This is a genomic window from Streptomyces actuosus, from assembly GCF_016921115.1.
GTDB classification, from domain to species: Bacteria; Actinomycetota; Actinomycetes; order Streptomycetales; family Streptomycetaceae; genus Streptomyces; species Streptomyces actuosus_A.
On the sequence record NZ_JAFFZS010000022.1, the window covers coordinates 1 to 14335 of the forward strand.

The following is a 14335-nucleotide window of genomic DNA, read 5'->3' on the forward strand; positions in this document are numbered from 1 at the left end:
CGCTCCGGAAAGATCATGCGCCGACTCCTGCGCGACGTCGCCGAGAACCGCCAGCTCGGAGACGTCACCACACTGACCGACTCCACCGTCATGGACCTCATCCAGGCCAAACTCCCGACCACACCCGACGAGGACTGAGCCAGGGCTGTCGGCCGGCCGCTTCCTCGGGCGGACGGCCCTCCGCGTGGTGTCGGCATGCCCGGGAGGCACGACGGTGCCGGACGGCGTTCACCACCGGCCGGCACCGCGTGTCCCTGTACTCAGGTGCCGAGTACTCAGGTGCCGAGGGCGTCGGCCAGTCCCGCGCGGCCGGTGATGCCCAGCTTCCGGTAGGTGCGGCTCAAGTGCATCTCCACGGTGCGCAGTTCCACGAACAGCTCGTCGGCGATCGCCCTGTTCGTCCGGCCCTGCGCGGCAAGGAGGGCGACGCGCCGCTCGGACCGGGTCAGCGCCGCCGCGCCCTGTGCACCCCGCGCGCCCTGGGACGCGGGACGGTAGCCGCTGTCGAGCAGCTCCTCCTCGGCGTGCCGGACGACGGCCACCGCCCCGCACCGCTGGGCGACCTTCAGGGCCTGTTGCAGGTGAGTACGGGCCGCGTCCGGCGCTCCTGCCCGGACGAGCAGCATGCCGCGGTCCAGGAGGGCCTGCGCGTAGGCGTGCCGGCAGTTCGTCGTCTCCAGGAGCGCTACCGCCTCACCCAGCAGCCGTGTGCCTTCGTCGCCGCCGGCGACGACTCCCGCCGCGCGCAGGGCGGAGCCGATCGTCTCGGGAACCCCCCAGGCGCGAGCCAGCCGGAGCTCCTCGTCGGCGAGCCGACGTGCGGGCTCGTGCTCGTCCAGCAGGGCGTGTGTCAGCGCGGCCTCCGAGCGCCACGGCAGGACGGCCGGGTTTCCCATACCACGGGCGCAGGACCGTTCGCCGCTGTCCAGGAAGTCGGCGAGCGCCTGACGCAGCCTGCCCTGCGCACGTCGCACCCTGCCGCGCACCAGAGTCGTGAAGTCGTTCGCCCAGTGCGGTGCCAGGGTGCCGTTGAGGCCCTTGCGCGCCAGCAACTGGTCGGCTTCGTCCGCATGTCCCTGCCTCACCAGGGCATCGGCCCACATGGCCACGCTGTGGTTCGCATGCGTCTGCGCGCCCACGCTGCCCAGCGCCTCCAACGCCGCACGGGCGTCCCGGAGGCAGTCGTCCACGTTGCCGAGGCGATGGTGCACGCCGGCCCTGAGCGTGTGCACGTATCCCCGGGCGAGTCCGGATCCCCTGCCTCGCTGCCGCTCCATGCTGGCTTCGACGCGGGAGAGGGCGACGTCCGGACGGCCGGCGACCGCCAGCGCCAGCACCGCGCCGGTGTACACGAAGGACGCGTCGCCCTTCGGTGTCACGCCGTGCGCCAGGGCCCGCTGTGCGTGGGTCACGGCGAGCCGTGCCGTGCCGCCGGTCATGACTTCCCGCAGGGCGAGCAGGGCTTCCAGGGCGTGCTCGGAGGCTTTTCCCGGTGCCGGTGAGGCGCTGAGCTCCCGGACGCGGTCCACCACGGGGGCGTCGAACGAACCGTGCGTGATCTGGGCGTAGACCAGGTCGACTTCGGCCCGCAGGGCATGGTCGGGATCGAGCGGCCGGAGGTGATCGATGGCGTCGCGCAGTACGTCGATGCCCTCCGGATAACGGTTGAGGGCGAACAGGGTCGTGGCGAGCGACCGGGCGGCCTGTGCGTGGGTCGCGGGTGGGAGCCTCAACCGGAGGCTGCAGCGAAGGCTGCGGACGGCCGTGCGGGCACACCGCTCCAGTTCGGCTTCCCCGAGCGAGATGAGGGCCGATGCGCGGACGTCGTCCCGCAGCGGCTCGCGCAGGGCCCGTCGCAGGCAGGCGATGCTGCTGTCGCTGTCGTGCTCCCTGACCTCTTCGGCGGCCCGCAGCAGAGCTTCGGCGACCCACTGCTCTCCCTGGCAGCCGCGCAGCAGATGTGGGGTGACCGAGTCCCAGGGCGCACCGGATTCCAGCAGGTAGCGGGCGGCCCGGGTGTGCAGTTCCCGCCGCGTGCCGGGCGGCACTTCGTCGGCGACAGCGGTGGCCAACGCGGGGGCGGGGAAGCGCGGCCCGCGCGGGATGTTCACCAGGATGCCGAGGCGGTCCAATATGTGCACCGCGTCTGCGACGGTGTCCTCGCCCAGGGCGGTTGCGTGGGAGAGGAGGGGAAAGGAGGGCTGGCCTGACAGGACCGCGACGGCGACAGCGGTGCTGCGGACCTCGTCGCCGTGCTCGGCGATGTCGGCCAGTACGGCCCGCCCCAGTTCCCGGGGTACGTGTTCCGGGATCCGGGCAGCCGTGAGACCGTCGGGTGCGGTTCCGGAGGCCCGTACCGAGTCCAGGACGCCCTGCACGACGGAGGGGATTCCCGCGGTGGCTTCCCAACAGGCATGAACGAAGCCGGGCTCCGGATCGGTGCCCAGTTCCCGCGCCGCCATGGCGCGCACCTCGTCCACGCCGAACGGGGCCAGGGTCAGCTGATGGTCGAAGCGGGGGAGCAGTTCCCCGATCACTTCGCGACCCGGCGCGGCGCCGGCGTGCGGGACCAGTGCGGCGACGACGGCGGGCCGGGACCCCGGCGGGCGCGGCAGGAGACGGCCCAGCAGACGCAACGAGGCGTTGTCGGCGAGGTGGAGGTCGTCGATCACCAGGACGGCCGGGCCCTCGCCGGGGGAGCACAGGCGTTCCTCGGCCCGGACCAGGTACTCCGCCTCCGTGAGGACAAAGGAGCCGTCCCAGGAGGCGAACATGCGACGGATCAGGTCGAACTCGCGGTCCCCCGAGTCACCTGCCGCACGCAGTACCCGTGCCCCGCGAGCCGCCGCTCCTTCTGCGAAAGCGCGAAGGAGCGCCGATTTTCCGAACCCTCTGCCGCCCCGCACCAGCATCCTATTGCCGTGCGCAGGCGAGGATATGAGTTCATCCAGGGCCGTGAGCTCTCGCTGTCTTCCTGTCAACACGGTTGTCCATTATGGAGGGTCCCTCGGGGCCGTCGGCACGGGCCCGGTCCGCCGGGGTGTCCTGGAACCGAAGTGTTGCGATGCTTCGGTGGGCCGACGGTGCCCGCGGCCCCGCTTTCGTGGTGGAATCCACCTGCCGCAGCGGCGGCCCGATGAACAGGGAATCCCACGCCGGCACCGACTGTCACCAGGGCTGTACCGTCCGTTGGGCAAGGTGCTGGTGAACGACATACGGGGGCTACAGGTGGGCGAGAAGAACGCCACCGCATATTGCGTCGGAGCATGGACTCTTGCGGGGTCGGTGGTATTCACCGGATTGGTGATGGGAGGCTTGTACGGCTCCGAAGTCCTGCTGTCCCTCGCTATTCCGGCCGTAGGGTCGGTGGTTGGCGCCTGCATGGTCACACATGGTTTGAGGCGGTGAGTTCACCGCATGCGTACGTATCACGACGACCCTTCGAATTCTGCGCAGGTCCGACTCTCAACGGGCCCGTCGGAGGCGGGCCTGACAGAGCGCCTGATTGACGTGGTGCGCTGTGCTGCAGAATCGGTGCGACGCTCCGTCCACGGCCCATGGCGCAACCCGTACCCGGCACCGTGCCGTCGAGTAGGGGACGGGCCGAACACGACGGGGTACGTCGCTGCGCCCGGCACGGTGACGCGTCCCCGCAGGAGTCCATCCGAACACCATGAGCCCGCCCGACGGCAGGACACGATCGTGGGCCGTTGACGCGGCCTCCTGGACGACCACATGAAACTCCCCGCTGCGGCCGAGCGGCCGCGACGCGCCACCGGGCGCGCCCCGCAGAAGATCACGACCACGGACGCCGTCCTGGCGGCCCTGGCCGTCGGCTATGCCCTGGTGGTCTACTTCGTGGTCGACACGGACCCGGACGGGCCCGGCACGCGGCCGTGCATGGACTGGCTCTTCATCTCATGGGTGAGCGCCGACGTCGTGGCCGGAGCGGCGATCCTGACACGACGCAGATGGCCGGTCCTCCTGGCGCTGGCCACCACTGCGGCCCGCTTCGTCACCGGATCCGTCATGACCGTCCCCATCGCCTTCTACACACTCGTGTCGCAGCGCCGCTACGGGTTCGCCGCGGTCGCCGCCGCAGCCGTGTGCGCCTCCTTCGTCCGCGACTTCATGGACATGCTCTCCTATGACCCCGATGTCAGCCCGGCCCTGGCAGTCGTCCGCGGATTCGAGGAGATCGGGGTACGGCAGACGGTGCCCTTCGTCATCGTTCCCGCGTTGGTGGCGTTCACCGTGCGGGAGCACCGGCAGCGCATCGACAGCCTGCGTCTGCACGCTGCACACCTGCAACGCGAGCAGGAACTCGTCGCCCAGAACGCCGTACTGACCGAACGGTCCCGGATCGCCCGCGAGATGCACGACTCCGTCACCCACTACGTCGGGTTGATCATCCTGAGGGCCGGAGTCCTGGAGGTGACCGCCGGCCGCGAGCCGGCCACCGGTCGGACCGCGCAGCTCATAGGCGAACTGGGACGCCGCGCGATGCAGGAACTGCGGGACCTGCTGCAGGTGCTGCGCACCGATGCCACGGGGCAGCCGCGCCCGGCACTGAGCCGAGCGGGGGAGGAACCCTTCGAACCGGACCTGGACCGGTTGCTGGGCACCGCCCGGGAAGCCGGGATGCGCGTGTCCTGGCGCGTGGATCCCCGGATCGAGCAGTGTGATCACTCGCTCCGTCAAGGTCTCTACCGCATCGTGCAGGAGGCCCTGTCCAACGCAGGCCGCCACGCTCCCGGCGCCGAGATCGACGTCGCGGCGACCCTGGAGGGAGAGGCCCTGAAGCTGACGGTGCGCAACGGCCGCGCCGAGCCGGCGGACACGCGCGTGCCGGCGACCGGCAGCGGGGGACTGGGTCTCACGGGCATGCGCGAGCGTGCGCAGAGCCTGGGGGGTGAGGTGACGACCACGGCCACACCGCAGGGAGACTTTCTGGTGCGGGCGTTCATACCGCTGCGGTGCCTCTCCGGCGCCGCCCGGCCCTGACCCCGCCGTCCGCCCACGCCCGTCGCACCGCCGGGGGCGGTTGGCTCCCGAGCGCGGGCCCAGGCCGACGGGCGGCCGGATCGTCCGCCTCGAGTGTCGCACCCGGGGCCTGGGCTGACAGCGCGTCGGGCCACGTCACCCCCGCACAGGCTTCCCGCTGTCGGCCACCTCGGGCTGCGCCTCGGTCCCAGGCGTACCCGCCTGCTGCCGTGAGGACGCGGTGTAGAAGACGGACGTGCCCTGCTTGTTGCGCTCGGCCTGGCTCTTGGCCACGAGACCCTCAAGGGTGACGCGCACGACCTTGGTCGTGACCTGGCGCTCGGGATGGGCCTGGCCGAGCGCCGCGGAGATCTCCGCAGCGGAGCGCGGTTCCTTCGACTCGGCGAGGTGGCGGCGAATGAGCTCCACCAGGGTGGGCTGCGTCCCCTTCGTGGTGCCCGAGGCCTTCGCCACGGGCTTCCTGGCCGCTGCCCTGTGCGGCACGGCGGCGGACCTGCCCGCCTTCTGCTTCCCGCCACGCCCGGCGCCGGCCTTCCGCCGCGGCGAGGGCACCGAGGCGTGCTCGGGTTCCGTCACCGGATCGGCAGGCGCCTCGGAGATGCCGAGCGCCTGCCGCATGCTCACCAGCACGGTGTGGTCGTGCTCCAGGGCGGCCAACTGCTGTTGCAGGGAGGCGATCTCCGCCGTGATGCGCTCCCGCTCCTTGACGTTGCGCTCGAGGTCGTCGGTCACCTGAGCGGCGTAGTGCGATGTCAGTTCGGTGGTGGGAGCCGTCGTCCGGACCATGGGTGTTGACCTTTCCTCGGATGCGACCCTGTTGCGCGGCTGCGCCGCATGGGTGTGACGCCCCTTCTCGGGCGAGTGACCGGCAGCCCGGCAGGGACGCCGCAGGTGCCGCACGATGCCTTGGCGTACAGATGGTACGGACAAACAGCCTCGCTTGTTCCAGTCATGCCCCGTCTTGTCGACCGGACCCGGCTGCGGGACCGTCATGCCCGGTGCCGGTGGGGCGGCTCGCCGGGACGCACACCCGTCCGAGGCCGGGGCGGTGGCCAGAACATCGCGTCACTCTCCCGATCAAGCTGCCAGGCCTCCGCGTGCGCGTGGTCACCAACCGGTCGAGCGGTCCCCCGGTCCGCCGCGGGGATTGCCCGTACCGGCGGGTGAGACGGCGGCCGTGAGGCCGACGGCGAAATCTTCTTCGACAAAAGCGTTGTCCGGGCGGGCGCCACCGGTCTCCCAGATGTCGGACATCAGGCCGGCAGACCCGAACCATGACGGAGCGACGCAATGCCCCTGCACAACGAGTCATCCACCCGCGCGGACGAGCCCCGGCACGAGGAATCCCGGCGGGGACACCGCCCGGACCAGCGCCGCCACCGCCGCCCGCGAGGGTGGGGAGGAGCGGTTGCGGCCCTGTCCGGCACCGCAGCCGTCGCGGGTCTGGTGGCCGGCACGATCGTGCTCATGGGGCCGTCGGAGCCGGACGAGGTGGCCGCGGCCTCCACGCCCACCCCCGCCGCCGAGTTGGACCGCGCCACACCGAGCCTCACAGCCTCCCCCTCCCCGTCGGCGTCCCCGTCCGCCTCCCCGGTCCCGTCCGCCCCGCCGTCCTCCGGCACGGCATCCAAGCCGACCCGCAGCCGGGACAGCCTGATACGTTCCTCGCCTCCCGCGGCTCCTGCCCCCGCGAAGACCACGTCGTCGAAACCGGCGTCGCCCAAGGGCGGCCCGGTCGGTCCCGACCCCACCATTCCCGGTCCCCGCTCGGCGTCGCAGAGCACCAGTGACGCGGAGGCGATGTCACTGCGGTTGCTCAATGCCGAGCGCGCGACGGTCGGTCTGCCCCCGCTGACCCTGCGAGCGGACCTGAGCGACTTCGCCCGCACCTGGGCCCGGCACATGCGCACCTCCGGATTCGGCCACTCCAGCAGCTCAGACACGCAGTACCTGGTCACCGGCGGCCGCACCTGGATAGGCGAGAACATCGTCTGGTGGAGCGACGAGTCGATGACCGCCCAGGAAGCCGCGGAGAAGTTCCAGGCGATGTGGCGCCACAGCCCCGGCCACTACAAGGCCCAGACCAGCACATCGTTCACCGAGGTCGGGGTGGGCATCTACCACGACGACTCAGGCTGGTGGGGAGTGCACAACTTCTCCGACGCACACTGACCCCACACCGGCCCCGCCTCGGCCATCCGGAAGTTCCGCCCACCCGGCAGGGCCCGGTGACGGCCCTGCCGGATCGTCGAGGCACCGGGCCGGGCCGCTCATGGGCGCATCGGAGACGATCCCGACCCACGGACGTACGGCTCACGGGACCACGCCCCGCGAGCACCGCCTGCCGGGTCACCCGTCCCGGACGGCCGACGACCATCGGCAGCCGTTACGCCGGTTCCGCCAGGGTCTGCACCCATAGGGTGCCCTCCGGCCCCGGCACGGCCGCCACCCCCATGTCCCGGTACCCGCAGCCGAGCATGTTCTCCTGATGGATCGAACCGTCCATCCAGTCGTTCACCACCGCGGACGCCTCCCGCGGCCCCCGGTCCAAGTTCTCGGCCCACGCCCCCGCGTCGTACCCGGCCTGGGCGATCCTGGCGTCGGCATGCCGGCCTTCAGGACTCTCGTGCCCGAAGTAGCCCCGTGCCACCATGTCACGCGCATGTGCTCGCGCCGCCGCCGTCAGCCTGTCGTCCAGCCGGACCGGGCCGCAACCCGCCGCAGCACGGCGGGCGTTCACCAGATCGGCGACCTGCTGTGCCAGGCTCGGCGCCGACCGTGCGGCGCTGGGAGAGGCGGAGCGCGTCGGACTCGCGCTGGCCTGAGCCGACGGGAGCGTCACTGAAGGTGTCGGCGTCCGGGGCGGGGCAGACGAGAAGGGTGGCACCTGCCCTGCCAGGGGCGGACTCACCCCATCGGGCTGCGCCGGTGAATCCCCGGCCCAGGGCCACAGCACCGCCAGCACCACCGCGCCGGCCACGAGGCCGCCCGCGTACACCTTCCACCCCACACCTCCCTCCCCGGTGTGCGCGCTCCCGCGCGCATGGTCACCGATCGCCGCACCCTCCGGCCCGCCCGCTCCGGACGCTCCGCCGGCGGGCGCATCCGAAGCATCCCAACCCGGGACGGAGCCCCAGCCGTCACCCGATTGCACCCCCGACGGCGGCGTCTGGACCGGCGTCGACACGGCACCGGCCGCAGAGGTGGTTGCCTGCGCACCCGGGACGGCCGAACCGCCCGACAGCGGCACGACCAGCGCCAGACCGGCCAGCAGACCCTCCGCGGGTATCAGACCGGACGCCAGCCCCTCACACCTGCGGCATCCGCGGACGTGGCGGGCGATCCGCTTGCGCCAGACCGACGACGGGCCGCCGTCCCAACCCCCCACGACGCTTGCCAGACCGCGGCACAGAGGCCGTACCGACAGTGCGCGGACCACCACGCGGCCCGTCTCCAACTGGGCCTTCATCCGCTGCACCCGCACCGCCGCGTGGCGGGTCGACACCCCCAGCGCCTCGGCCAGCTCCGCACGCGTGAGCTGACCCGACGCCTCCTGCCACCACAAGGACAGCAACGCCCGGTCGTCCTCGTCGAGCCACCGGGTGGCCTCGGCCACCTCACGCCGCTGACCGGAGAGACCCAACCGCAGAATGGTCAGGTCCACGAAGTCGCCCTTCGGGTCCGGGCGCTCCGCCAGCCATTCCGTCGAGGCGGCGGACACCTGCTGGCGATCCTTCCACCGCCGCCGTATCTGGTTCATCGCGATCGCAACCAGCCATGACCGGAATCGCGAGGGTTCGCGCAGCCCGTCCAACCCGTCGAACGCCCGGAACATGGTGTCCTGCACCACATCGTCCACGTCGGCATGGCCGTCCAAGGCCCGCCCCACGACGTTGTAGACGAGGGGCAGATAGTCCGCCATGAGCTGCTCACGCGCCTGGCCGTCGCCCGCGCGCGCCGCACTCACCAACTCCTCGGTGTCCTCGATGTCCTCGCTGCCCATGTACATGACTGCCTCGTCTCGCGTTCGCCGCATCCTGCCATCAGGGAGACCCGTCGGCTCTCCGCCGACAACAGAAAGCACCGGGACCATAAGCTCCTCCGGCGCCGCAGTGGAACCCTCACGCAGTGAAGCCCCCGCCGTACCGGGCGGTGCACTTTCCGACGACCCGCAGAGCGAACCCCGGTGTCCGCACGGACCGCGCGTGTCCCGGCGCGGCCCGCACTCCGGCCGGAGCGCCGCAGGAACTCCTCGGCCGTCGGCTCGGCCATCCGCACCGAGCACCAGCACGCGGGCCACGTCGTCCGCGTCGCCCGAGCCGGGTCGACATCGCGGCCCATCCGCGGTGCACCCCCGGCGCCCAGGCCGCCGGGCGCCACGAACACCGGTCTCGTCGCCGTGACGACCACCGACTGCGTGAGCCCGCCGCGCCGGTCCTTCCTGCGGTGCCTTCATCGCCGTCGGTGGCCCTCCGCCCCCTCCGCATCAGGCAGACCCCGTATCAGCGTGTCCACCCCTCGGAGGGAGGTCCCGACGGTGAGGGGCGGGCGTGGCGAGTTCGACGAACGAGCGAACCAGGGGGTTGGCGTCGCCGGTGCGCCAGGCGACGATCACCGGGCTCGGCGGCATGTCGGCCAGAGGGACGACGGTGAGGCCGGCAGGGGTGTCCTGGCCCAGCGACGCCAACTCATGGCCGAGCGGCGCCAGTCCGAGTGTTCCGTTCCACATCACAGCCCGGATGCAGTCGTGGACGGTGCGCACCACGGGACCGTTGCGCAGCGGCTCGCCGGGCTTGACGCCGTTCCAGTAGGCGCGCCAGAGGGGGTCGGTGCCGTCGGGAAACCGGAACCATGTGCGGTCGTCGAGGTCGGCCAGATGCAGCAGTCCGTGCTCGGCGAGTGGGTCGTCGGTGCGCAGGACCACGCCGACGGGCTCGGAGCGGATGACGCGGGTGGTGATTCCGGTGTCGTCGAACGGTGCCCGGGTCACGGCGACGTCGACCAGGCCGGCGCGCAGTCCGCTGGACGGGTCGGTGAGGTCGGCTTCGAGGACACGGGCCTCGACACCCGGGTGACGGCGCCGGAAGGCGGTTGCGAGAGGCCTGCCGGCGCCGGCGTGGACGCGCTCGATGCTGTCGCCGAGGGTGCCGATGGTGAGGCTGGCAACGCCGGCTTCGGCGGTGACTCGGGCACGGGCGTGATCGGCCTGCGCAAGCAGGGTTCGCGCTTCGTCGTACAGGGTGCTCCCGGCCGCGGTCAGGGTCACACCGAAGGCCGAGCGGCGTAGCAGGGGGGCGCCCAGGTCCGCCTCCAGCCGTTGGATGGCACGGGTCAGTGGCGGCTGGGTCATGTGCAGCCGAGTGGCGGCCCGGCCGAAGTGGCGCTCCTCGGCGACGGCCACGAAGTAGCGCAACAGGCGGAGGTCCATCGCCGTTGATGATACCCGGCCGGTATCAGGCCTGTTCAACGGGCACGGTACGTCGAAGGCGGCGCGCAGGCGCATGGCGTCTCCCCTGTGCCTGCTGCGTCGCGCGGCGGGGCGTGGACTCGTCCCTCGCGGGCGAAGCGGACCATGAGCTTGACGGGTCTCCGCCCGACGGCGCGGCCCGTCGGGGAGCGGTGCCCCGGAGAGGGCACGGCCTCGCGGGCGGGCCGCGCCGTGGAAGCGGATCCTGTGGGTGACGGCGGCCATCGTTCGCCGTGCCGGTCCTCTGCCGCAGCCGGCAGCAGAACCGCCCGCCGGGCGCCCCTGATGTCCCGGGGGGTCTGCACCGGGAGAGGCCCCGCATCCGGCCGCCCCCGTCGACCGCCCGCAGCAGGGACCTGCGCCGGTGCTCACGACCGCTGGTCCGGGTACAGCCCTTCCAGCACGGCAGCCGTCCGGGCCTGACCCGCCAGCCATGTCCTCACCTCGCGCCAGGCGGATTGCTCGTCCGCCCGGGTTCCCCACCACCAGGTGAAGGGCGAGTGGTCGGACGCCAACCCCTCCCGCCACCGACGGACGCCGTCAGCGAGGTGACGGCGGGCGACCGGGCTCCGCTCCGCCGCCCAGCGGGCCAGCCACGGGGTGACCGAGGAACTGGCGGTCACGCGGCTCTCGAAGACCACACAAGCGGCGGTGGGCGGTGACTCCGTGCGCAGGGTTCGCGTCCACCATGCCTCCAGGAATCCGGCCACTGCCCCGGCCTGCCGGCCGGGCCACCGCGACCAGCCTGCCGCGGCCGGCCCCCGGGCCATGAGATCCGGCTCGGCTGTGCCCTCGGCGAGCACCACGACGAGCTGCGGCAGGATCCGCCGAATGATCGCGGGCTGGTCGTCCCAGTGGGCGGGATCCGTCTGGGCGATGCGACGGACGAGGTCCGTCGGGAGCGGAACGCCGGGAGTCCGCAGCAACTCGACCTCACCCTCGTCGAAGCACCGGCCACAGCCGTGTTCGCCTGCTCGGGCTGTCACACTGCCGAAGACCTTCGCAATCCTCGCCACCGCCGCGGCGAGGGCATCGCCGTGCGGAGAAGTCACCCGTGCATCCCGTCAGGACTCCGGCAGCCCGATCCGGCCGAAGAGAGCAACGCTGCCAGGCGGCATCTCCTCCATCGGAACAGGCGAACGTCGCCGCCGGACACGGCACCGGCTCTCAGGAGGTTCCGCGGCCGGGCACACCACCGATCCGACCGGGGAAGGTCGCCGGTTTCCCGTCCGAAGCAAGCCGGCTCGGCAAGTGATCGGACCACTGGACGGGAGGCACCGGCTGTCGGGCTCGATGAGCGAACGGGCGCACACCTCGCCCTGAGACGCGACGGCGCGAGGAGAGGTTTCACGGCGTTGGGGGCTGCCGGGCCTTTGAGCATGTGTCTGATCGCCGCGGGCCTGCCGTGTGGCATCTGTCCATGGACCGTCGGCCAGGGTGCTTCTAGCGTGTGCGGACATGCGGTTCCTTTCGCGTCGGGTGACCTTCGGCGCTTGACCGCTCAGGAGCACCGCTGCAGCAGGCCGAGCCCTGGATCAGGGCTTGTCGGCGCTGCGACGACCGTCTTGGGGCGGAGCTGTGGCTGACATGCCGGAGGGGTGAGCAGCGGTTCGACCTCGGTCTGTTCCATCCGGGGAGAAGGACTGCCCGCGGCCACGGGCCCTCGCTTGTTTCGTGAATTCTCCGCCTGGTGTTCCTTGGTGTCACGCGCGCCCGGCCCTCGGATGGCACAGGCCTGATCGAGCAGGAACGGCGTGCACGAGTCCGTCGACAGAGAGTGAGGCCATGAGACTTTCCGGGAGGACCGGACCGGGCATCGACAGCCCGATCCCCGATCCGAACACGAGTGACCGCGTCCGCGGGCTGCAGTATGCCGCCGGGCAACTGAATGCCTCGGGTTCGGACCCGGGCGCGGACGGTCGACGTCGTGACGCTGCCGACGGCACTTCCGACGGCGGCCCGAGCCGTGATGCGACGGACGCCAGATGCCATTGCGGCCGTCTTCTGTCCCTCTGCGACGGATGCCGAAGTGTCCGCTGCCTCCACTGCGACCCCTACCGTTCCGATGACTGCGCCTTCAGCCTCTGACCCGTCCACTCACGCCGCCGCGACGGCCGGGGAGGGGCCACCGGGGCAGTACTTCGTCGTGATCGGCAGTGACGTTGCGCGCAGAGTCTGCAGTTCCCTGCAGTCGGCCGGACACCGGGTGTGCCACTTCGCGCATCCCACGGACGAGGACCTGCGTCAGGCTTTGGACCGGCGGGTGGCGGGGGTCGCGATCCTGCTCGACGACGACGTCGAATCGCTGCGCTATGCGCTCGCAGTGGAGCACATCCGCCCCAATGTCACACTCGTGGTGACGATCTTCGACCGGACCGTCGCGGAACAGCTGGTGCGGGTGGTCCCGAACTGTCGAGTGACGTCGCCGTCCGATGTCGCCGCGCCGGTTCTCATGGCGGCCTGCCTCCAGCCGGACCTGCTCGCGGTCACCCGGGCGCCCGAAGGGAACGTAGGTGCCCGCTGGGACGGGGACACCGTGCGTCTCGAGGCCTATCGGCCGCCCGGAACTCTGCGGTACCGCGCCTGGATGGGGAAGGTCCGAGGGCAGTTGCGGCCGCACGACGGCAGTTCGAGGATCATGCTGACGGGACTGGTCGGCCTGCTCGCGGTGCTGCTTTCGGACTGGGCATGGTTGACGACCCGCCGGCATCGCCCGCCCGTCGAGGCGTTCTTCGAAGCAGCGCGGACAGTGGCCACCGTCGGCCCTGCGCCCGATCGTGGCTCGCACACGTATCTGGTGTACTCCGGAGTCGCCATGCTCGTCACCATCGTGTTCACTGCCGTGTTCACCGCAGGGGTGGTCGACCGGCTATTGGCTCCGCGCTCCGTCGGCCTGGTGGGCCCGCGGACCCTGCCTCGCGCCGGCCATGTCATCGTCGTCGGACTCGGGCAGGTGGGCCTGCGGTTGTGCACGGGCCTGCAGGCGCTGGGGATCGGTGTGGTCGCGGTCGAGCGGGATCCAGCAGCCCCGAACCTCCGGCTGGCAAGGGCGTTGGGTGTTCCGGTCGTCGTGGCCGATGCGAAGGACAGGTTCGTCCTGCGCAGACTCGGCCTGCACAAGGCCCAGGCGATGACGGCCGTGGCGTCGGACGATCTGGACAACATCGCGGTCGCCGTGACAGCCCTGGCCGTCGCGCCGGAACTGCGCGTGGTCATTCGCGCGGGGGACCACGAGGCCATCGCGGAGACACGCTCACTGTTCAAGATCGGTCTCGTCCACGATCTGGGCGGCCTGAGCGCCGCGTACACCACCGCCAGTCTGCTGGGACTGCGACCGCGTGGGGTGCTCGCCCACGGAAAGCGGCTTCTCGTGGAGCGGGACGACGGTGTGTTCGTGCCCTGGCCGCAAGCGGGGCGCTGCGAACACCCACACGAGAGCCCTCGGGGTCGGAAGCAGGGCAACACGTCTGCGCCTGCACCCGGCCCCTGAGGACGAACGCGGACGGTCCCCGCACAGGCAGCATCCCGGTCGCCTGTCCCGCTGACCCCGGACGGGCGGCTGGGAGGTTCCGCCTGCCCGGTGGACGGCGCGCAGGGGACAGATCAGGCCCGGACGGTCGGCGCTCGCCGTCGGGACACGTGACCGCGCTGCCTCGCCCGTGGTGAGTACCGCGGGCGACGCCGGGGCAGCCGCTCGCGGTCGAGCCTGAGGAGGCGGCGGCCCGTCCCCGGACCAAGTCCAGGAGCGCTTCCGCGGGAAGGGACGGGTCCCGGCCGTGCCGCTGGGGATGCGTGGGCCGCCGCGGCTCCGCAAGGGTTCCCTCGCGGGGCCGCCGGGCGGCACCACGGAGGAGTGGCGGTGCC

8 protein-coding genes are annotated in these 14335 nt (G+C 71.7%); 3 read left to right on the forward strand and 5 right to left on the reverse strand.

Annotated features, from left to right (window positions below):
* Positions 1-275: 275 nt before the first annotated feature.
* Positions 276-2984 carry an AAA family ATPase gene (locus JS756_RS23910; RefSeq protein WP_368861112.1) on the reverse strand — a complete coding sequence of 903 codons (2709 nt, stop codon included), beginning with the start codon at positions 2982-2984 and terminating at the stop codon, positions 276-278.
* A gap of 751 nt (positions 2985-3735) precedes the next feature.
* On the opposite strand from JS756_RS23910, the gene JS756_RS23915 reads away from it, so the two are divergent.
* The gene (locus JS756_RS23915) at positions 3736-5004 is read left to right on the forward strand and encodes a sensor histidine kinase (protein ID WP_205385239.1); all 1269 of its coding nucleotides are present in this window, start codon (positions 3736-3738) and stop codon (positions 5002-5004) included.
* A 135-nt stretch (positions 5005-5139) separates the two neighbouring features.
* On the opposite strand, the gene JS756_RS23920 is transcribed toward JS756_RS23915, so the two are convergent.
* Positions 5140-5790, reverse strand: coding sequence for a hypothetical protein (locus tag JS756_RS23920; protein WP_205385240.1), 651 nt, complete (start codon positions 5788-5790; stop codon positions 5140-5142).
* A gap of 504 nt (positions 5791-6294) precedes the next feature.
* Here JS756_RS23920 and JS756_RS23925 point away from each other — a divergent pair.
* Entirely contained in the window at positions 6295-7176 is an 882-nt protein-coding gene (locus JS756_RS23925) for a CAP domain-containing protein (protein ID WP_205385241.1), read from the forward strand.
* Positions 7177-7390: 214 nt separating this feature from the next.
* Here the strand turns inward: JS756_RS23925 and JS756_RS23930 are convergent, their stop codons facing one another.
* The 3 genes from JS756_RS23930 to JS756_RS23940 form a co-directional block, all read right to left on the reverse strand.
* Complete coding sequence (locus JS756_RS23930; RefSeq protein ID WP_307790973.1) at positions 7391-9040, reverse strand: sigma-70 family RNA polymerase sigma factor; 1650 nt, start codon at positions 9038-9040, stop codon at positions 7391-7393.
* A 450-nt stretch (positions 9041-9490) separates the two neighbouring features.
* On the reverse strand, positions 9491-10432 hold the full coding sequence (locus JS756_RS23935) for a LysR family transcriptional regulator (protein ID WP_205385242.1): 942 nt from the start codon (positions 10430-10432) through the stop codon (positions 9491-9493).
* 407 nt (positions 10433-10839) lie between these two features.
* The gene (locus tag JS756_RS23940) at positions 10840-11523 is read right to left on the reverse strand and encodes a hypothetical protein (RefSeq protein ID WP_205385243.1); all 684 of its coding nucleotides are present in this window, start codon (positions 11521-11523) and stop codon (positions 10840-10842) included.
* 1154 nt (positions 11524-12677) lie between these two features.
* On the opposite strand from JS756_RS23940, the gene JS756_RS23945 reads away from it, so the two are divergent.
* Positions 12678-13961: an NAD-binding protein gene (locus JS756_RS23945; protein WP_307790975.1), complete on the forward strand. Its 1284-nt coding sequence runs from the start codon at positions 12678-12680 to the stop codon at positions 13959-13961.
* Positions 13962-14335 lie beyond the last annotated feature (374 nt).

Coding starts and splice junctions, on each gene's coding strand:
- JS756_RS23915 (WP_205385239.1), top strand. CDS start 3,736: ATGAAACTCCCCGCTGCGGCCGAGCGGCCGCGACGCGCCACCGGGCGC.
- JS756_RS23920 (WP_205385240.1), bottom strand. CDS start 5,790: ATGGTCCGGACGACGGCTCCCACCACCGAACTGACATCGCACTACGCC.
- JS756_RS23925 (WP_205385241.1), top strand. CDS start 6,295: ATGCCCCTGCACAACGAGTCATCCACCCGCGCGGACGAGCCCCGGCAC.
- JS756_RS23930 (WP_307790973.1), bottom strand. CDS start 9,040: ATGCGGCGAACGCGAGACGAGGCAGTCATGTACATGGGCAGCGAGGAC.
- JS756_RS23935 (WP_205385242.1), bottom strand. CDS start 10,432: ATGGACCTCCGCCTGTTGCGCTACTTCGTGGCCGTCGCCGAGGAGCGC.